The organism is Chryseobacterium sp. FH1 (assembly GCF_000735135.1).
Classification (GTDB): domain Bacteria; phylum Bacteroidota; class Bacteroidia; order Flavobacteriales; family Weeksellaceae; genus Epilithonimonas.
Genome location: NZ_JPLZ01000001.1, coordinates 230,649 through 248,685 on the forward strand (window position 1 = coordinate 230,649; position 18,037 = coordinate 248,685).

The 18,037-nt window shown below is 36.0% G+C and carries 18 protein-coding genes; 11 read left to right on the plus strand and 7 right to left on the minus strand.

The window, feature by feature from the left end:
* Positions 1-24 precede the first annotated feature (24 nt).
* The gene (locus IO90_RS01140) at positions 25-594 is read left to right on the plus strand and encodes a hypothetical protein (RefSeq protein ID WP_034963080.1); all 570 of its coding nucleotides are present in this window, start codon (positions 25-27) and stop codon (positions 592-594) included.
* Positions 595-615: 21 nt separating this feature from the next.
* The gene (locus tag IO90_RS01145; RefSeq protein WP_034963083.1) at positions 616-1,428 is read left to right on the plus strand and encodes a hypothetical protein; all 813 of its coding nucleotides are present in this window, start codon (positions 616-618) and stop codon (positions 1,426-1,428) included.
* Positions 1,429-1,430: 2 nt separating this feature from the next.
* On the opposite strand, the gene IO90_RS01150 is transcribed toward IO90_RS01145, so the two are convergent.
* Positions 1,431-2,807 carry a hypothetical protein gene (locus IO90_RS01150; protein ID WP_131450799.1) on the minus strand — a complete coding sequence of 459 codons (1,377 nt, stop codon included), beginning with the start codon at positions 2,805-2,807 and terminating at the stop codon, positions 1,431-1,433.
* Between the two features lie 268 nt (positions 2,808-3,075).
* Between IO90_RS01150 and IO90_RS01155 the strand changes: the two genes are divergently transcribed.
* The 5 genes from IO90_RS01155 (at position 3,076) to trpS (ending at position 6,981) form a co-directional block, all read left to right on the plus strand.
* A complete protein-coding gene (locus IO90_RS01155; protein ID WP_034963087.1) occupies positions 3,076-3,276 on the plus strand; it encodes a hypothetical protein in 201 nt (66 codons plus the stop codon).
* Between the two features lies 1 nt (position 3,277).
* A complete protein-coding gene (locus IO90_RS01160; RefSeq protein WP_228374629.1) occupies positions 3,278-4,054 on the plus strand; it encodes a DUF3667 domain-containing protein in 777 nt (258 codons plus the stop codon).
* Positions 4,055-4,099: 45 nt separating this feature from the next.
* Entirely contained in the window at positions 4,100-5,188 is a 1,089-nt protein-coding gene (locus IO90_RS01165) for a sensor histidine kinase (RefSeq protein WP_034963089.1), read from the plus strand.
* Positions 5,189-5,197: 9 nt separating this feature from the next.
* The gene (locus IO90_RS01170; RefSeq protein ID WP_034963091.1) at positions 5,198-5,920 is read left to right on the plus strand and encodes a LytR/AlgR family response regulator transcription factor; all 723 of its coding nucleotides are present in this window, start codon (positions 5,198-5,200) and stop codon (positions 5,918-5,920) included.
* Positions 5,921-6,012: 92 nt separating this feature from the next.
* The gene (trpS, locus tag IO90_RS01175; protein WP_034963092.1) at positions 6,013-6,981 is read left to right on the plus strand and encodes a tryptophan--tRNA ligase; all 969 of its coding nucleotides are present in this window, start codon (positions 6,013-6,015) and stop codon (positions 6,979-6,981) included.
* Positions 6,982-7,022: 41 nt separating this feature from the next.
* Here trpS and IO90_RS01180 read toward each other — a convergent pair whose 3' ends face one another.
* The 6 genes from IO90_RS01180 to IO90_RS01200 all read right to left on the minus strand — a co-directional run bounded on the left by IO90_RS01180 (position 7,023) and on the right by IO90_RS01200 (position 11,825).
* Positions 7,023-7,721, minus strand: coding sequence for a YjjG family noncanonical pyrimidine nucleotidase (locus IO90_RS01180; RefSeq protein ID WP_034963096.1), 699 nt, complete (start codon positions 7,719-7,721; stop codon positions 7,023-7,025).
* A 79-nt stretch (positions 7,722-7,800) separates the two neighbouring features.
* Positions 7,801-7,938, minus strand: coding sequence for a hypothetical protein (locus IO90_RS18935; RefSeq protein ID WP_165570231.1), 138 nt, complete (start codon positions 7,936-7,938; stop codon positions 7,801-7,803).
* 55 nt (positions 7,939-7,993) lie between these two features.
* Complete coding sequence (locus IO90_RS01185) at positions 7,994-8,584, minus strand: RNA polymerase sigma factor (protein WP_034963098.1); 591 nt, start codon at positions 8,582-8,584, stop codon at positions 7,994-7,996.
* Between the two features lie 216 nt (positions 8,585-8,800).
* Positions 8,801-9,274, minus strand: a complete 474-nt coding sequence (locus tag IO90_RS01190; RefSeq protein ID WP_117596569.1) for a hypothetical protein — start codon at positions 9,272-9,274, stop codon at positions 8,801-8,803.
* Between the two features lie 118 nt (positions 9,275-9,392).
* Positions 9,393-10,673: a methionine adenosyltransferase gene (metK, locus tag IO90_RS01195; RefSeq protein ID WP_034963102.1), complete on the minus strand. Its 1,281-nt coding sequence runs from the start codon at positions 10,671-10,673 to the stop codon at positions 9,393-9,395.
* A gap of 201 nt (positions 10,674-10,874) precedes the next feature.
* Positions 10,875-11,825 carry a hydrogen peroxide-inducible genes activator gene (locus IO90_RS01200; RefSeq protein WP_034963103.1) on the minus strand — a complete coding sequence of 317 codons (951 nt, stop codon included), beginning with the start codon at positions 11,823-11,825 and terminating at the stop codon, positions 10,875-10,877.
* Between the two features lie 110 nt (positions 11,826-11,935).
* Here IO90_RS01200 and IO90_RS01205 point away from each other — a divergent pair, with 110 nt between their 5' ends.
* The 4 genes from IO90_RS01205 (at position 11,936) to recJ (ending at position 18,025) form a co-directional block, all read left to right on the plus strand.
* Positions 11,936-13,426 carry a catalase gene (locus IO90_RS01205; protein ID WP_034963105.1) on the plus strand — a complete coding sequence of 497 codons (1,491 nt, stop codon included), beginning with the start codon at positions 11,936-11,938 and terminating at the stop codon, positions 13,424-13,426.
* Between the two features lie 159 nt (positions 13,427-13,585).
* Complete coding sequence (locus IO90_RS01210; protein ID WP_051878150.1) at positions 13,586-15,196, plus strand: ELWxxDGT repeat protein; 1,611 nt, start codon at positions 13,586-13,588, stop codon at positions 15,194-15,196.
* 130 nt (positions 15,197-15,326) lie between these two features.
* A complete protein-coding gene (locus IO90_RS01215; protein ID WP_034963108.1) occupies positions 15,327-16,220 on the plus strand; it encodes a T9SS type A sorting domain-containing protein in 894 nt (297 codons plus the stop codon).
* A 92-nt stretch (positions 16,221-16,312) separates the two neighbouring features.
* Positions 16,313-18,025: a single-stranded-DNA-specific exonuclease RecJ gene (gene recJ / locus IO90_RS01220; RefSeq protein ID WP_034963110.1), complete on the plus strand. Its 1,713-nt coding sequence runs from the start codon at positions 16,313-16,315 to the stop codon at positions 18,023-18,025.
* Positions 18,026-18,037: the final 12 nt, after the last annotated feature.

The following is an 18,037-nucleotide window of genomic DNA, read 5'->3' on the forward strand; positions in this document are numbered from 1 at the left end:
ACTAATCTTCTAATATTAAAAATTATGCTCAAAATATCTCAACTCATTTTAACCGTAATATTAATTTCAATCGTCACAATCTCCTGCAATCCCGTTGGAGAAACAGTTTCCGAAGAAAAACCGTTGGACGACCAATTGGTCAACACCACAGAAAACATCGATTTGAAGAAAGGTGACGTTCTCGTGCTTTGGGGGAAAATGGATGCATCATTTCTGGAGAATAACAATATTCCTTCTTTTCGCTTGAACTACAATCTCAGCTTGGATGGAAAAACCATTGAAAACTCCACTGTGACGATGTTTGCGGGCAATGATAAAATCATCAATTCTACGCACGAAGTCAGAAAAGAAGAAAAAGAAGAAGAAGAGGAACAAACTGAGAATGAAACTTCTGATGATGAAAATAATTCTGAAGAAACGCCAGAAGAAAAACCTGAAAAAATCGTAAAATCTGACTGGACTTTTGAACAAGAAGTGATTCAAATTCCAATTGAGAAAGACGGGAAATATACTTTAGATTACAAAGCCAGCAGTGATAGTGAATCGGCGAGAAGTATGTTTACGAAAGTGGCTGTGATTTTGAGAAAGAAGTGATGAATTAAATATTAAGTTCAAATGAAGGAGTACGGAATCAATATTTTATATGGAATTTTAGCAGTTGGAATTATAATTTCTATTTACCACATTGCCACCGACAGAAATGGCGCTGGACTTGGAAATGTGATTGAAACCTTAGTAAACACTTCATTAGTTTTATTTTCATCAACAATCATCTACTTATTATTTTCCTTCAAAAGAAACATCAGAAAAAGCAGTGTTTGGTTTTTATTACTTCTAAGTTGTCCATTAACAATTCTTTCATTGACACAAATGACGGAAGAATATTCACTTAAAATGACAGAGACGACAACACCAAAAGAATTTCTGTACACCGTAAAAGTTGACGCAAGCATTTATGAACAGGATAAAATAAAGATTCAAAAATTAGTTGACAGCTTAATTGCTATTAAAACCGTTGAAAAACCGGCAGAATTAGCCTTACGATATGTCGATGGGAAAACTTACAATGATACAATAGAAAGAGATTGGGCAATTGATTTACCAGCAAAACTTGAGTATAAAGAAACGATAATTGACACTCTCTTCTATTCTGAAACCGGAAAAGAAATAATTGCCGGTTTGCTGATAAACAAAGTTTATAACGATTACCAGAAAAATACAAAAGGAGGTATCGAATTTATTGGAAATGGATTTTTTCTTTCCAAGAATGACTTTAAACCAATAGAAATACTAAAATATTCTGTCGGAGGTTATGCTAATTATCAATCTTGTTCGGACAGATTAAGATATTACTATTTGAAAAAAATTGGAACTTTTGAAAACGAATTTAATATGAATGATATAAGATTTCTAAATCAGAAGAAGTAAATTTACTTCTTATTCAACGTCTCAAAAGCAATATAATAAATCCCGTAAAACACAATCGTCGTCAGAATCATCGCAATGGAAAAAGTGTGTTTCACAAAATCCAAAACATAGTCTTTGAATATAAATTGCTCGTCATAAATCCCGCTGTAAAAAGGATAAACTTTAATCATCGTTATAAGTCCAGCAAGAATCAAAGGGAAAATCCAATTGTATTTTTTGATGTAAGAGACAATCCAAAAACTCGCGATGTAGATGGAACTCAACAAAAGTCCTTCCAGCCTTTTATCATTATCAATAATGTCATTTTTGTAGAAAAACAGAATCAAGACAGATGCGATAATTAGATGAATTTTCTTGGCTTTTTCGAAGTTTGATGGGGAAAGGTATTTTATTTTATCATCAAATCTTATCATTAATAAAGAAAAAATATTAATCACGGGAACCCAAACCGAGCTTCCAATCACGCCGTAATATTTCTGTTTCTGAAGGCTTCTTTCTTTCAAAAATTGACCTACAAATCTGGAGCAAATCACGAACACTGCAATGACAGCAATATTATTGAGCCAACCAAAAACCGTCAACTTTTCGCCGAAAAAATCGAGCTGAAGGGAAACTGCATTTTCAATCAAATAAGCGAAACCGAAAATCAAACAGCTGATGGAAATCAAAACTGAAACGCCAAAATATCGGTTGGCAAATTGTAAAACTTTGCTTGAAAAATGGTAAATATTTTCCCGATTGATGATACAGCCTGTCAGAAATAAAAAGGCACCCAAAAACGCAACACTTCTCACAGAAGTCAAAGCATAATAAATAAAAGTCAGGAGGAATTCAACAGTTTTTGAACTGAAAGTCCCTGTGGAAATCATTTGCTCCACGATTCCCATATCAGAATTGTAGAGCGAAAACAGACCGAGATTCAAAAGGAATATTTTTCCAAACGCCCATTTTCCGGTTATCAATTCTTCCACCAAATATCGTTTGCTCAAAACAAAAATGGCCAGCGATTCTACAATCAAATATGAATATTTCCGAATCGTCCCAGAATTGACAATGGTTTCAAACGGAACATAATAATCCAAAAAATTCCGAATCTCCTTCATAAAAAAGAAACACAAAACCAACAGAGGAAGCGCCATCACAAAGGATTTCCAACGCTTGTTGATAACAAAATACCAAAGAAAAAACAAGCAGTGAAGCGCAGAAGAGAAGAAATCAAAAATCTTCGCCAACGAAGAATCTTTTTGCTCGGGATAAAAGAAATTGGTGATAAAATCCACACCTACAAAGATTGCCAACAAAATCCATAAGCTTTGGCTGGATTTAAAAATCTTCAGCGATAAAACGTCGTTGTTCTCCATTTGTGAAATTCTTTCCACTAATATAAGAATCTTTTTAATGTTTATGGGTTTTCGTCTGATTATTAAAATTTTTCTCAAGATTTTCCTTTCATCATTTCCAATTTACCACTCATCATTTTTTGGTGGATTTGCGTGTTCTGGTATTTTACATTTGTTTAAGAAAATTTTAAAACCTGAAACTATGATTACCATTTTCATCGAAATCGTTTGTAAAATAATTGACTTTTTCACGCAATTATTTTAATCTCATTTAACTTAAATATTAATCCTTTAAAACATTAAAACTATGAAAGATTACAAAGTAGAATCATTAATCTATTACACCAAACTAACGTTGGATTCTGAGCATATCGCAAAAAAATCTAAAGAGGAAATTCAGGAAAAGCTGGACGAATATTCAAAAAATGGCTACCAATTGACATCCACCACTTCTACCAATTTCGGATTTGCGGTTTACATCTATTTGTTTTTTGGGAAGGAGATTTAAAATGGAAATGCTCGAGAAAACTTTGATTTGCCAAAACTGCGCTTCTGCCATTGAACAAAATTTTTGTGGGAATTGCGGACAGAAAAAGTACAAGCGCATCGACAGGAAATACCTCGTGGATGAAGTTCAGTATCTGGCGATTCACACCAACAAAGGTTTCTTTTATTCCATCAAAAATATTATCAGAAAACCTGGAAAGACGGCTCTGGACTTCATCAACGGAAATCGGGTAAACCATTACAAACCGCTTTATCTGGCATTTTTGCTTTGCGGATTTTCTGCTTTTTTATCTCATCAAGTTCTTGACCTCAATGAGATGATGAAAAGCGTGTTTGAGCAAAAAGTAAATTGGACGCCCGAAATGTCAAAATTTTTGGCTTTTTACAGCAGTTACAATTCATTCATTATGCTTCTGATGGTTCCGGTTTTTGCAATTTTTACATCTTTGGCATTTCGGAAATGGGGACAAAACTATTACGAACACGTGATTATGAACGCCTTTTTCCAGACGTATTACACTTTGATTAGTATTGTACTCATTTATCCGACTTACTTTTTGCTAAGGGGAAATGTGGAGGCCATTATTAATTTATCAGGTCTTTATATAATGGTAATGCCATTGATGGCGGTTTGGTTTTACAAAGGGTTTTATGCTGAGAAAAGTTGGAAATCCGTCATTCTAAAAACTTTGCTGGTTTATCTTTTGGCATTTGTCGCTTATATTTTCGTCCTCATCTTTGTTTTCTTGATAGCCATTGCAAAAAAAATGATGATGTAAAAAAACTTTCAAGTAAATTCGTAGGATTAATCAAATAAACCGCTTGTGACACTATTCAAAAACTGGAAATACCACGTTTTCACAATCATCTATCTGGTCAGTATCATATTCTTTTTACTGACATTCAGAAAGTTGGTTTACAAAGAAATTTATGGCGTAGCTCCAAACAGTGTTTATTTAGCTGAATGGTTTATTGTCTTTTTTCTATTGTACATCATTTCCAATCTTATTGTCTTTTTCACAGAATGGCTTTCTAAAAAGAATGTTTCGTTGCTAAAAAGTGTTATGATTATTGGAGGATTTGTTCTTTTTCTTCACGTTATCTTTCAGATTGTTCTTTGGCCTACTTTACTCTATTTCAATGGATTGATTATGAATATTGATTTTAGTAAAATGGATATTAAAAGTGAAATTCTGGAAAAACGTCTCGTCAATTATTGTTATTTCCTTTTTATCACAATCAATTGGTTGGTTTTTATTTATGCTTACAAAATCTATCAAAGCAAACAGGACGAACTGAAACAAAAACTGGACACCGAAAAAAACCTAAAAGAAGCCAATCTGAATACTTTGAAAGGCCAAATCAATCCGCATTTTATTTTTAATAGTCTTAATAATATCCGAGGATTGGTGCAGGAAAATCCAGCGAAATCAAAAGAAATGATAACCCGAATTTCAGAATTGTTGCGGTCGTCTTTACTATCAGGAAAAACAAATTTTGTAACATTGGAACAAGAAGTGGAAACTGTTGAGAATTTTCTGGAGATTTCCAAAATTCAATACGAAGACCGATTGCATTTTCAGCTTGACATTTCGCCCGAAACCAAAAGCATTCAAATTCCACCAATGATTTTGCAAATGTTGGTGGAAAATGCTGTAAAACACGGCATTTCTGTTTTGAAAGATGGTGGCGAAATTGACATCAAAACTTTCATTAATAACAATAATTTCCATCTGGTTGTAAAAAATACGGGAAGCATTTCTAAAAACGAAAGTTCCACGAAAATCGGCTTGAAAAATATCGAAGAACGTTTAAAACTTTTGTTTGATGACAAAGCAACCTTCAAACTTTCCGAAGCAAACAATGAAGTGACCGCTGAGATTATCATCAACCAAGACCATTTCACGATTTAAATTTGAAAAATGAAGAAGATTACCGCCATCATTGTAGAAGATTCCAGACTTGCCAGAAACGAGTTGAAAGATTTGCTGAAAGAGATTCCGGAAGTAGAAATCATTGCCGAAGCAGAAAATGCCGATATTGCATTTGAATTGATTAATTCTCAAAGTCCGGATTTGATTTTTCTTGATATTCAATTGCCTGGAAAAGATGGTTTCCAACTTCTGGAAATGCTGGAAAATGTTCCGATGGTCGTCTTCACAACAGCTTTTGATGAGTTTGCTATCAAGTCTTTCGAATACAACACTTTGGATTATTTGCTGAAACCAATCAATCCAAAAAGACTTTCCCAATCCATTGAAAAAGTCAAACTGAAACTTGCTGAAAAAAAAGAAAAGCAAGACAAAAAACTCGATTTGGAAGACCAGATTTTCATCAAAGACGGCGAAAAATGTTGGATGGTAAAAATCTCGGAAATCTATCTTTTCGAAGTCGAAGGCAATTACACCAAAGTCTTTTTCCGAAATGAAAAAGCAGTTCTCACGCGGTCATTAAACATCATCGAGAAAAAACTTCCTCAAGAAAAATATTTCCGGGCAAACCGAAACACGATTTTCAATATCAATTATATTCAAAACATCGAAAACTGGTTCAGTGGAAATCTGATGATAAAATTGCCTAATGACAATCAGGTGGAAATCTCCCGAAGACAGGCGGTTTTGTTTAAGGAAATCTATGGGATTTAGTTTTTTATAATTGAAAATTTAAATACTGTAAACAGTCCCAACTCAGGATACATTCTAAATTTTCCTTATTTTTGCGGAAATAACTGATTAAAATGTCTAGAATCCTTACCGGAATACAAGCCACCGGAACACCACATTTGGGAAATCTATTGGGAGCCATCATTCCCGCGATTGAATTATCCAAACAAGCAGAGAACGAATCTTTTTTGTTCATCGCCAACCTTCATTCTTTAACGCAGATCAAAAATGCGGTTGAACTTAAACAAAACACCTACGAGATTGCCGCGGCTTGGCTTGCCTGCGGACTAGACACAGAAAAAACTTATTTCTACAGACAAAGCGACATTCCTGAAACCTGCGAACTCTCTTGGCATTTGTCATGCTTTTTTCCTTATCAAAGATTGACATTGGCGCATTCTTTCAAAGACAAAGCAGACAGATTGCAAGATGTAAACGCCGGACTTTTCACTTACCCGATTTTGATGGCTGCAGATATTTTGCTTTATGATGCGGAAATCGTTCCGGTTGGCAAAGATCAGCTTCAACATTTGGAGATTGCGAGAGATGTTGCATCAAGATTCAACAATCAAATGGGTGAAGTTTTGGTTTTGCCACAAGCAGAATTGCAACAAGATACAAAATACGTTCCTGGAACCGACGGACACAAAATGTCAAAATCGAGAGGAAACATTATCAATATTTTCCTTCCAGAGAAAGAACTGAAAAAACAGGTAATGTCCATTGAAACCGATTCTACGCCGTTGGAAGATCCGAAAGATCCTGAAACTGATAAAGTTTTCGCAATTTACGCTTTGGTTGCAACGCCTGAACAAACGGAAGAATTAAGAGCTAAATATTTGGCTGGAAATTACGGATACGGACACGCAAAAAAGGAATTGTTAGATTTAATTCTTACAAGATTTGCGAAGGAAAGAGAGACTTTCGATTATTATATGAACAACCTTCCAGAACTTGAATCTAAACTGCAGGAAGGCGCTCAAAAAACGAGAAAAATCGCTACAGAAACGATTACGAGAGTCAGAGAAAGTTTAGGAATTTAATATCCTCACCCTAAATCCCTCTCCAATTGGAGAGGGACTTTTTATAAATATTGTTTAATTTCTGAAAGATATTTGATGACTTTCAGGTTCTCTTCCTGAGGACTATCATTATAAACATCAAAGAAAATAACATCAATCCCGAATCTCTGCGCACCTTTCACATCTGCAATCCAATCGTCGCCGATCAAAACACTTTCCGACTTCTCAGCGTTCGCCAAATCCAAGGAATGTTGAAAAATCTCCGGTCTTGGTTTTCTCACGCCAACGGAATCTGCGCTGGTAATCGTTTCAAAATAGCCCGAAATTCCCGAAAGAATACACTTTCGCTCCGTCACTTCTTGGAAACCGTTGGAGATGATGTGCATTTTGTAACCTTTGGATTTGAGGTAATTAAGAAGGTCCAAAGCGCCATCCACCAATTCGTTGAATTTGAGGATCTCGTCTAAGAAATGATGTTCAAAATAATCTGACAAAACTTCATTCTCAACTTCGAATCTTAAGAACGTGTTATAAAAACGATATTTCCTAAGATATTCCTTATCGATTTCACCGTCTCGGATTTGTTCCCAAAGTTTCTCATTGATCTCGTGATACGCGTCGTGGAACAGCTCAAAATCAATTTTATATAATTCAGAAATATTCTGTTGAGAGAATAATTCTTTGATGGTCAAATATGCATTCTTGCGGTGATCCCAAAGTGTGCTGTCGAGATCAAAAAAAATGTGCCTTACGTTTTTCATAAGGCACAAATCTAATCATTTTTGATCCACGTAGGAAAGTTCAATCATAAAAAATCAATTATTTAAAATCTAAAAATGCTTAGTTCTTCGTAACTAAAATTGGATTCCTGTTCTTAGTTTTTATTGGATGAATATTCCTGGAATAACTCATCAGAAAATCGATTATTTCTTTTTTCGGCATCAAAGCTTTCGTTGTTAAAGTGTCGTTTTTTTTCATAGGCTGACTTTTACAACAATAACGCCAAAAGAAAATCTTTATTATTAATTATTTATTATTTTGTTAAAATAATTTTATGTTCTTCCATAATCTTTCTGAGATTAATTAGCGCATATCTCACCCTACCAAGCGTCGTATTGATACTCGTATCTGTATGATCTGCAATCTCTTTGAAGCTGAGACCATCGAAAAACCTAAGCTTGATCACCTCTTGCTGGTTGTCTGGCAACATTACGAGCATTCTCAAAAGATCGTCGTTTATTTGTTTATCTATCAATCGGTCTTCGATATTATTTTCCGGTTCCTTGATGATATCGAAGATAGAAAACTCCTCATTTTCGTAAGAAGTTTCGGAAATTTTAATGTTTTTTGACTGCAGGCGGTAATGATCGATGATCAAATTGTGAGCAATTCTCTTTGCCCAAAGAATAAATTTGTTCTCTTCTTTGTATCGGCCTTCTTTCAGCGTGATAATGATTTTGATGAATGTATCCTGGAAGATGTCATTCGCCAAATCTTCATCCATCAACTTGTAGTAGATGAAGCTGAATAAATCTTTTTTGTGCCTGTTTATCAGTAGCGAAAGTGAGTTTTCGTCACCATTCTGATAATTTAGAATTAGGTTGCTATCAGTTTGCGTTTTCATAATATTTACTTCTCAATATAAAACCCAGCAGATAATCAATTATAAAACATAATTAATTTCTGATCGCTCGGCTGTTTTAATTTTTAATGAAGTAAATTTTTTCTATACGCTCAATTTAGGTTTGTAAAAGTAATAAAAAAGTCAAAACGAAATGTTAATGAATTGTTAAACTTTCATATTTCTTTAATTTGATTCAAATATATTCTAAAAGTTAAATCAATTAAGTAGAACTAATGGGATATTTATTGTGAAATTGACATTGAGTCCTTTCAACTCTTTGCCATTGATTCCCTCTTTATCTACTGAAAAACCATACCCACCCGTCAAATCCAAAATCCCAAATAGACTGAAGCCAGCCTTCGGAGCAACGTATTTATTTGTAGCTTCTGCTCCCAAAATGAAATAATGGGCGTGATAAAAGTCCACATTTTTCTGAAAATTTAACAAGAAATCAGCATTTACCTTTGGCATGATTGCAAACTTATTGTTAGCAGAACCCATCAACGCAGAGGCGCCAACACGGAAAAGGACGTCATCATTATTCAGAAAAAGCAGTTTTCCACCAACTTCTCCAAAACTTTGATTTTGATAAACGTAACCCACTGTGATGAACTTGTGCATCGTCAATTGTGACTTGGCAAAACCACCAAACGCTAACAATATAAAAAGTGTGAATATTTTTGATTTCATTTTTATTAATCTTATTTACGACAAAAGTAACAAAAGAGATGTTTGAAAAAGTACTTAATTTAAAAAAAACTGCCTCATCCAAAGACAAAGCAGTTTCATTATTTATGCAAGGATCAGATTAAAGTCCGAATTCTTTTTTTATGTCCTCTACTCGATCCAGTTTTTCCCAAGTGAAAAATTCCAGATCCTTTAAAGTGATTTCGTTTTTAAGGCCTTTGTTGAAAGTTTTATCAGCTACGTAATAATCTTTCCCCATGTGTCCATAAGCTGCAGTCTCGATATAAATAGGATTTCTAAGCTTAAGGTTCTTCTCAACCGCGTAAGGTCTTAAGTCGAACAATTGCTGAACTTTCTTCGCCAACTCACCATCGTTGATATCCAATTTTGAAGTTCCGTAAGTATTGATGTAAAGCCCACAAGGCTCCGCCACACCAATTGCATAGGAAACCTGCACCAAAACCTCATCTGCAACACCGGCTGCAACTAAGTTTTTCGCAATGTGTCTAGTTGCATAAGCTGCACTTCTGTCCACTTTACTCGGATCTTTTCCTGAGAAAGCGCCACCTCCGTGAGCACCTTTTCCACCGTAAGTATCCACGATGATTTTTCTTCCCGTCAAACCTGTATCGCCGTGAGGACCACCGATCACAAATTTTCCAGTCGGGTTGATGTGATATTTGATATCGCCGTTAAACAACTTCTGGATTTCCGGTTTTTGCTTAGCTTTGATTTTAGGAATTAAGATTTCAATAATATCTCTTTTGATCTTCGCCAACATCGCTTCTTCGCTTCCGAAATCGTCGTGTTGCGTAGAAACTACAATGCTGTCGATTCTCACTGGTTTGTGGTCATCGGAATATTCGATCGTCACCTGAGATTTTGCATCGGGACGAAGGTAAGGAATCGCGGAGCCATCTCTTCTCAGATCAGCCAATTCTTTAAGAATCTGATGTGCAAGATCCAATGCCAAAGGCATATAGTTTTCAGTTTCGTTGGTTGCATAACCGAACATCATTCCCTGATCTCCAGCACCTTGAGCGTTTGCTCTGGTCTCGAAATCTGTTTCGTCCAAAGTTCTGTCGACACCTTGGTTGATATCTGGAGATTGCTCGTGGATAGCAGAGATCACCCCACAAGAATCACCATTGAACATGTATTCGCTTTTTGTGTAGCCAATTTTGTTGATCACGTTCCTTGCGATCTGCTGAACATCAAGATAAGCTTCTGACTTCACCTCACCTGCCAAAACTACCTGACCTGTTGTCACAAGCGTTTCGCAAGCTACTTTTGAGTTTTTGTCATAAGCCAAAAAATGATCGATAAGCGCATCAGAGATCTGATCTGCTACTTTATCCGGATGTCCTTCAGAAACTGATTCGGACGTAAATAAATAAGACATAAATTATTCCTTTTTATATTAAATTTTTGAGGATAAACAGTGATTGTTTAAAAAAGGAACTAAAAGAGAAAATATCTGTTTTAGCATTTTTTATTGAGGTTGCAATCAGTTCAAAGTTTTCCTCCGTTATTCAAAATCGTCCGCAAATTTACATACAATTTTCTAGAGTGCAAAATCAATTCCTATTAGTTCAGTATGAATTTATTCAGGTTTGACACTTTTGTAATTTTCGCGGTCTTTGTAAAAATTAAGTTTTTGCTCCATCGATGTGCGGATTTCAGAAATCAATTCATCCAAGATTTTCTGTTTGTAAGTCGGTTTGTAATAAATCAAACTCATCTCTCTGTATGGAAAAGGCTTGATGAATCTGGAAACTTTGTGCTTCTGCTCATCCGACAATTGTTGAACACCAATTTCGGAAAGAATCGTAATCCCTCCTACTTTATCCACCATTTGAATTAATGTATTGACATTCGAAGCCAGAAATTCGAGGTTTTTTGGTTTCAAAGAATTTTCTTTCAGATGACAGATATTTTCAAATTGAGTTCTAAGGCAATTTCCTTCTTCCAAAAGCCAAACTTTGTCCACATCAATATCTTCCGGAACTACGAAACAGTCCTTCTTTTGTCCAGATTCTGTTCCCGAGTAAAGCATCAGTTCTTCATTAAATAAAAAGTCTTGATAAAACTCATCTGCCGCCGAATAAGGTGTCGAAATAATCCCAGCATCTAGTTCTCCAGATTTCAAAGATTTGATGATACTTTCCGTTGTCATCTCTTTGATATTTAATTCAATCTGTGGATTTTTTTGTAGAAAACTAAAGATTTCGTTTGGAAGAATATAGCTGGAAACAGTTGGGATAATTCCAAGATTTAATTTTCCCGCCAAGATGTTATTAAGGAAATTGGCTCGGCTTTTGAGTTCCATCACCGCATCTATAACTTTTTGAGCCTCTTTGATGAGCTCTGCGCCTGCATCTGTAGTTCGAATAGGATGCGTGGTTCTGTCAAAAATCTTGACATCCAGCTCGTCTTCAAACTTTTGGATCATTGCGCTAAGCGTTGGTTGAGTGATAAAACAGGCTTGCGCAGCTTTGCCGAAATGTTTATATTTATCAACCGCGATCAAGTATTCTAATTGTTGGATATTCACTAGTTCTAATTTATTTTATCTATGACAAATATACTTATTAATTTGTTTCATGAATAAGTTTTTTTAGCGAATTTAGCTTCAAATAAAATAAACATTACAAAATCTGAAATATGGAAAACAAGAAAAAACTTACCAATTCCGTCGGAGCACCATACTTCGAACATCAAGACTCACAAACTATTGGCCCACGCGGTCCGGTTCTGCTACAAGATTTCATTCTTCAGGAAAATCTTGCGCACTTCGTAAGAGAAAGGATTCCCGAAAGAATCGTTCACGCCAAAGGTTCTGGTGCATATGGAACATTCACCGTGACACATGACATCAGTCATTTGACAAGAGCAAAAATATTTTCTCAAGTTGGAAACTCGTGCAAAATGTTTGCAAGATTCTCAACCGTTGGTGGCGAAATGGGAAGTGCCGATACAGAAAGAGACCCAAGAGGTTTCGCTTTGAAATTTTATACAGAAGATGGAAATTGGGATCTAGTTGGAAACAATACACCGGTTTTCTTTATTAAGGACGCTAAGAAATTTCCTGATTTCATCCACACACAAAAACGTGTTCCGAAAACCAATCTGAAAAGCAAAACGATGGTTTGGGATTTCTGGTCTTTGAATCCGGAATCGCTTCATCAAGTTTTGATTTTAATGTCAGACCGAGGAACGCCTCACGGATACAGACATATGCACGGATTTGGAAGCCACACTTTTTCTTTGATCAATGCAAACAATGAAAGAACTTGGGTAAAGTTCCATTTTAAAACGCAACAGGGCATCAAAAACTTCACAGATGACGAAGCCACAAAAATGAAAGGCGAAAACCCAGATTTTTCTCAGGAAGATTTGGTGAATGAAATCGAGGCTGGAAATTTCCCAAAATGGAAACTTTACATCCAAACGATGACCGAAGAGCAAGCGAAAGAATGGCGTTGGAATCCTTTCGACGTCACAAAAGTTTGGTTCCAAGACGAATTTCCATTGCAGGAAGTTGGCGTGATGGAACTGAATGAAGTGCCAAGAAATTATTTCGTTCACGTAGAGCAATCTGCTTTTGCACCAAGTCATTTGGTAGATGGAATCAGTTTTTCTCCAGACAAGATGTTGCAGGGAAGATTATTTTCTTACGCCGATGCACACAGATATAGATTAGGTGTCAATTCTCACCAATTGGAAGTTAATAAGTGTCCTTTCGCAGTGAACAATTTCCAAAGAGCCGGTTTTATGGCAGACGATTCTGATTATGGTGATGAGCCGAATTATTTCCCGAACAGTTTCAGCGATGTAGAGCCTACGGAATCTTATAAGAATTTGGAATATGACCTGGACAATTCCCGAGTTGCCCATTTCGACAGAAATCAAAATGATGATGACCATTACACGCAACCTGGATTGTTTTATACTAAAGCTTTAGACCAAGAAGCTAGAACGGCTTTGGTTAACAATATCGTTGGCCATCTTGGTGGTGTTGACGGACCAAAACGTGATGAGATCATCAATCGTCAGCTTTGTCATTTCTTCCGAGCAAACATCGAACTTGGAATGAGAGTGGCACAAGGACTTGGCGTGAACATCGATGCAAATGCGATGAATCACACGAAGTAGATTTTAGAGATTATAAACGAATAAAAATAGACTTTAAATATAACCTTCCGATTTTTTTCGGAAGGTTATATTTTTTATTTAATATTAATATCACATTAGAAAGCAAACAATTTTATTAAAAATTCATAAATTGAAATTTAAAATTTAATTTATATATAAATGAAAAGAATATTTACTTCCTTAATCGCTATAGCTTCACCTCTATTCGCAATATCTCAAAATATTGACATCAATCTTTTAAAGGACATAAATCCTGGTTCAGAAGGCTCATCTATCTCGCAACTAAAAACCTTTGGAAACAGACTTTATTTTTCGGCAGATGATGGCGTACATCAAGATGAACTTTGGATAACAGACGGTACCAGCGCAGGCACCAAACTTGTGAAAGACATCAATCCAACTGGAGGTTCGGGCATTGTAGAACTCACAGAAGCAGGTGGCAAATTGGTTTTCAGTGCGTTCGACGGAAGTACCGGAATCGAATTGTGGGTGACAGATGGGACAGAAATAGGAACAAAACTTTTAAAAGATATATTCCCAGGCTCAGAAAGTTCTGTTGCTTTGAATTTTAAACAATTCGGAAACAGGGCCATTTTTGTCGCAAATGATGGAACTCACGGTGAAGAAGTTTGGATCACAGACGGTACAGAAGCTGGAACATATATGGTAAAAGACATTGCACCTGGAAGTGAAAGTTCCTATTCCTATGAATTTACAGAATACAAAGGCAAAATATATTTCCAAGCCAGCAATGGAATCGATGGTTGGGAACTTTGGACCACAGATGGTACGGAAGCTGGAACGTATATGATAAAGAATATCTTTCCTGGCTCTGACTCTTCACCAAGAAGATTTAAAGTTTTCAACGACAAACTTTTCTTCAGAGCTGATGATGAGAACGGCGATGAATTATGGGTAACTGACGGCACAGAAGCTGGAACCTATATGGTAAAAGATATTAATCCTTCTGATGGATCAAGCATCAATGAATTTGTTGAGATCAACGGAAAACTATGTTTCAGAGCAAATGACGGTATACACGGAGCTGAACTTTGGACAACAGACGGTACAGAAGCTGGAACCGTTCTTGTGAAAGATATCAATCCTGGAGGCGAAGATTCTTTCCCAGGAGCACTAACGGTTTTCAACGATAAAGTTTACTTTCAGGCGACAGATGGCGTGCATTCAGAAGAACTTTGGGTGAGCGATGGAACGCCGAACGGAACTTATATGGTAAAAGACATCAATCCAAATGGTTATTCTGCGCCAAACTTCTTTGCCACCTTCAAAGACAAATTGTTCTTTGTAGCCATCGACGGAAGTAACGGAAGCGAATTGTGGATGACAGACGGTTCAGAAAATGGAACTGTAAAATTGACACCACCAAATGCGACCGAACCAAGCCCTTTATATTTCTTACCTTTCTTCACAGAATTTAACGATGAGTTGTTTTTCAAAGCTGAATTTGACGACCAAGGCGTGGAACTTTGGAAACTTTCTCTAGGAGAATTAGCTGTTGCCGACGCTCAAAAATCGCTTACAATTCAGGTCTATCCCAATCCTGTACAGTCAGAATTGAAAGTTCAAACAGCCAACAAGGAAATCATCGACCAGCTATCTATCTACGGATTAGACGGAAAATTAATTAAAACCAACAATCCTAAAAGCAACAATCCAGCAATCAATGTTTCTCAATTATCAAAAGGAACTTACCTTCTAGAAGTTCAGACATCGAAAGGAAAAACAAGTAAGAAGTTCATTAAAAATTGATTCTTTGCTTTTTTAAAATCTAAAATCAGCCTCAATCTTAAAGGCTGATTTTTTTGATCATCAAACAAAGGCTAATTGATTTATAATTAGCTATATATTTTCTATATTCGCTTCCCTTTTAATTTGATTTATGACAAAATTTTTATTCTCTGTAGCCACTGCTTTTTTATCGATTTCAATATCTGCACAACAGCAAAAAATATCTTTTGAAACATCCGAAGGTTACAATCTCGGAACTGTTATCGGACAAAAAGAATGGACTGTGAAAACGGATAATGTTCCGAATAATAATTTCAGAGTTGTCTCTGGAAAAGCGACCGATGGCAATAATTCTGTGGAAGTGACAAGCACGAACGACTACACAGGAAATATGACTTATCTATTCAAAAAAATCCCTGAATATAACAGACTTTCGGTATCCGCAGATGTAAAGCTCGAAAAACTGAACAGTTCAGAATATTATATGTTGTCATTATATTATAATAATAATGGGAATTATTCTTGGGCTGGAGGATTCAATTTTTTAATCAGTGGAAATTTTTATGCTGATAATGATCTCAATTTTCAAGCTCTTGGAACGTGGATTCCAGGAAAATGGTATAATCTAAAAATCGAAATCGACCACGTTACTGAAAAAAACGTTAAATATTACCTTGACAATCAATTGGTTCACACTTCAGCACTCAGTTCTAAAGTTTTGAGAGTGAATGATTTGAATTTCGAATTTGATAATGACGGCAGTGGTTTTATCGTCGATAATATCATCATTAAGGATATGGATCAATTGGCTGTGAATGATATTAATAAAACTCAAGTTAATATTTTTCCAAATCCAAGTTCTGATTTCATTCATATTAAATCTGACAAGGAGATCAAATCAATCAAAATCTATGACATCAAAGGTTCATTGATCAAATCTGACAACACTTCGAAAATCGATATTTCCACTTTCCCGAAAGGAAACTACATCATTTCCATCGAAACAAAATCAGGAATTGAAACTAAAAAACTCATCAAAAACTAAGAACTAATTTTTTGATTTTCAATACAAGCTATCAATCAAATTGATGGCTTTTTTAATTTCTTATCGATAATTTTTTCATTACTTTTGTAGCTATGAGTCAAAAATGGATCTATAAACCCGAGCCGGACGAAGAAATTGTTGATGGATTAATTTCTTCTATTGGTTTTGGAACTTTAGAGTCCAAGATCTTGGTCATGCGTGGCATCGATAATTATCAGAAAGCCCGCGAATTCTTCAAACCGAACGGCACAGACATCCACAATCCTTTCCTGATGGCCGATATGCAAAAAGCGGTCGAACGCATTGCAACATCTATTGAAAATGGTGAAAAAATATTGGTTTACGGCGATTATGATGTAGACGGAACCACTTCCGTTGCTTTGATGTACTTGTACCTCAGCAAAATTGTTGATAAAAAATATTTAGATTTTTACATCCCAGACAGAAATGTGGAAGGTTACGGAATTTCTGACGAAGGAATTGACTTCGCAAGAGACAACGGTTTTTCACTGATCATCGCTTTGGATTGCGGGATCAAGTCTGTGGACAAAATAGATTACGCCAATTCTGTTGGTGTGGATTTCATCATTTGTGATCACCATTTACCAGGCGACCAACTTCCGAAAGCCATCGCAGTTTTAGACCCAAAAAGAAAAGACTGCCGATATCCTTACAAGGAATTGAGCGGTTGTGGCGTTGGTTTTAAACTTTGTCAAGGACTTAACACGATCTATAAAATCCCAGAAAGCGAGTTGTTTGAATTGACAGATCTGCTAGCCATAAGTATTGCTTCAGACATTGTTGCAATGACTGGAGAAAATCGCGTTTTGGCGAAGCAAGGTCTTAAATTCCTAAGAAAAACCAGAAAATTTGGACTAAGGCTTTTGATTCCGGAAGAGAAATTAGCACACTTCGAAATTTCAAATATCGTCTTTGACATTGCTCCGAAAATCAATGCGGCCGGCAGGATTTCTCATGCTAAAGCTTCTGTTGAACTAATGATTTCGGACAACCTGAAACAAGCTCAGCAGATGGTTGAAAATATCGTTAACCTGAATGATGAACGCCGTGAGATGGACATCAACATCACACAATCGGCGATGAATCAAGCATTGGAAATGCATAAAACTCAACGCTACTCCACCATTGTTTACGACCCGATTTGGAACAAAGGTGTGATTGGAATTGTTGCTTCCAGATTAATAGAAAATTACTTCAAACCGACCTTAGTTTTCACTGAGGGAAATAATGGCGAAATGGTTGCCTCGGCGAGATCTGTTTCAGATTTTGACATTCATAAGGCATTGGAATTTTGTTCTGATTTATTTATGAAATTTGGTGGGCATCAAGCGGCCGCAGGACTTTCTATGGAAAAGGAAAAGTTTGAGGAATTCAAAATCAGATTTGAAGATTACGTCAAGAATAACATTCAGGAATATCAGAAAGAGCCGACAATCTACGTGGACAGTGTTGTAAATCCGGAAGATTTGAATAGGGAGTTTATCAACTTTCATAGAAAACTAGCACCTTTTGGACCTCACAACATGAAACCTGTATTGGTTCTCAAAAACATAAAAGTAAGTGGCTACGTGAGATTAATGGGGAAAGAAAGCACGCATCTTAAATTCAACATTGCTCAACCGACAACGGGAAGAAACGTGGAATGTGTGGGATTCCGATTTGGACATTTTGCAGAAGATTTCAAAACAAAATCTTTCGATTTGGCATTTACCATCGAGGAAAATCATTGGAAAGGCAATGTTTCCCATTTTCTGAATGTCCGCGATGTGATCTTTCACGATTAAAAAATTAGAATA

What these genes read in the sequence shown, in the direction of transcription:
- IO90_RS01205 (WP_034963105.1), top strand. Translation starts at nt 11,936, where the DNA reads ATGGAAAACAAGAAAAAACTTACCAATTCCGTCGGAGCACCATACTTC.
- IO90_RS01215 (WP_034963108.1), top strand. Translation starts at nt 15,327, where the DNA reads ATGACAAAATTTTTATTCTCTGTAGCCACTGCTTTTTTATCGATTTCA.
- recJ (WP_034963110.1), top strand. Translation starts at nt 16,313, where the DNA reads ATGAGTCAAAAATGGATCTATAAACCCGAGCCGGACGAAGAAATTGTT.
- IO90_RS01155 (WP_034963087.1), top strand. Translation starts at nt 3,076, where the DNA reads ATGAAAGATTACAAAGTAGAATCATTAATCTATTACACCAAACTAACG.
- IO90_RS01210 (WP_051878150.1), top strand. Translation starts at nt 13,586, where the DNA reads ATGAAAAGAATATTTACTTCCTTAATCGCTATAGCTTCACCTCTATTC.
- metK (WP_034963102.1), bottom strand. Translation starts at nt 10,673, where the DNA reads ATGTCTTATTTATTTACGTCCGAATCAGTTTCTGAAGGACATCCGGAT.
- IO90_RS18935 (WP_165570231.1), bottom strand. Translation starts at nt 7,938, where the DNA reads ATGAAAAAAAACGACACTTTAACAACGAAAGCTTTGATGCCGAAAAAA.
- IO90_RS01160 (WP_228374629.1), top strand. Translation starts at nt 3,278, where the DNA reads ATGGAAATGCTCGAGAAAACTTTGATTTGCCAAAACTGCGCTTCTGCC.
- trpS (WP_034963092.1), top strand. Translation starts at nt 6,013, where the DNA reads ATGTCTAGAATCCTTACCGGAATACAAGCCACCGGAACACCACATTTG.
- IO90_RS01180 (WP_034963096.1), bottom strand. Translation starts at nt 7,721, where the DNA reads ATGAAAAACGTAAGGCACATTTTTTTTGATCTCGACAGCACACTTTGG.
- IO90_RS01145 (WP_034963083.1), top strand. Translation starts at nt 616, where the DNA reads ATGAAGGAGTACGGAATCAATATTTTATATGGAATTTTAGCAGTTGGA.
- IO90_RS01185 (WP_034963098.1), bottom strand. Translation starts at nt 8,584, where the DNA reads ATGAAAACGCAAACTGATAGCAACCTAATTCTAAATTATCAGAATGGT.
- IO90_RS01190 (WP_117596569.1), bottom strand. Translation starts at nt 9,274, where the DNA reads ATGAAATCAAAAATATTCACACTTTTTATATTGTTAGCGTTTGGTGGT.
- IO90_RS01140 (WP_034963080.1), top strand. Translation starts at nt 25, where the DNA reads ATGCTCAAAATATCTCAACTCATTTTAACCGTAATATTAATTTCAATC.
- IO90_RS01170 (WP_034963091.1), top strand. Translation starts at nt 5,198, where the DNA reads ATGAAGAAGATTACCGCCATCATTGTAGAAGATTCCAGACTTGCCAGA.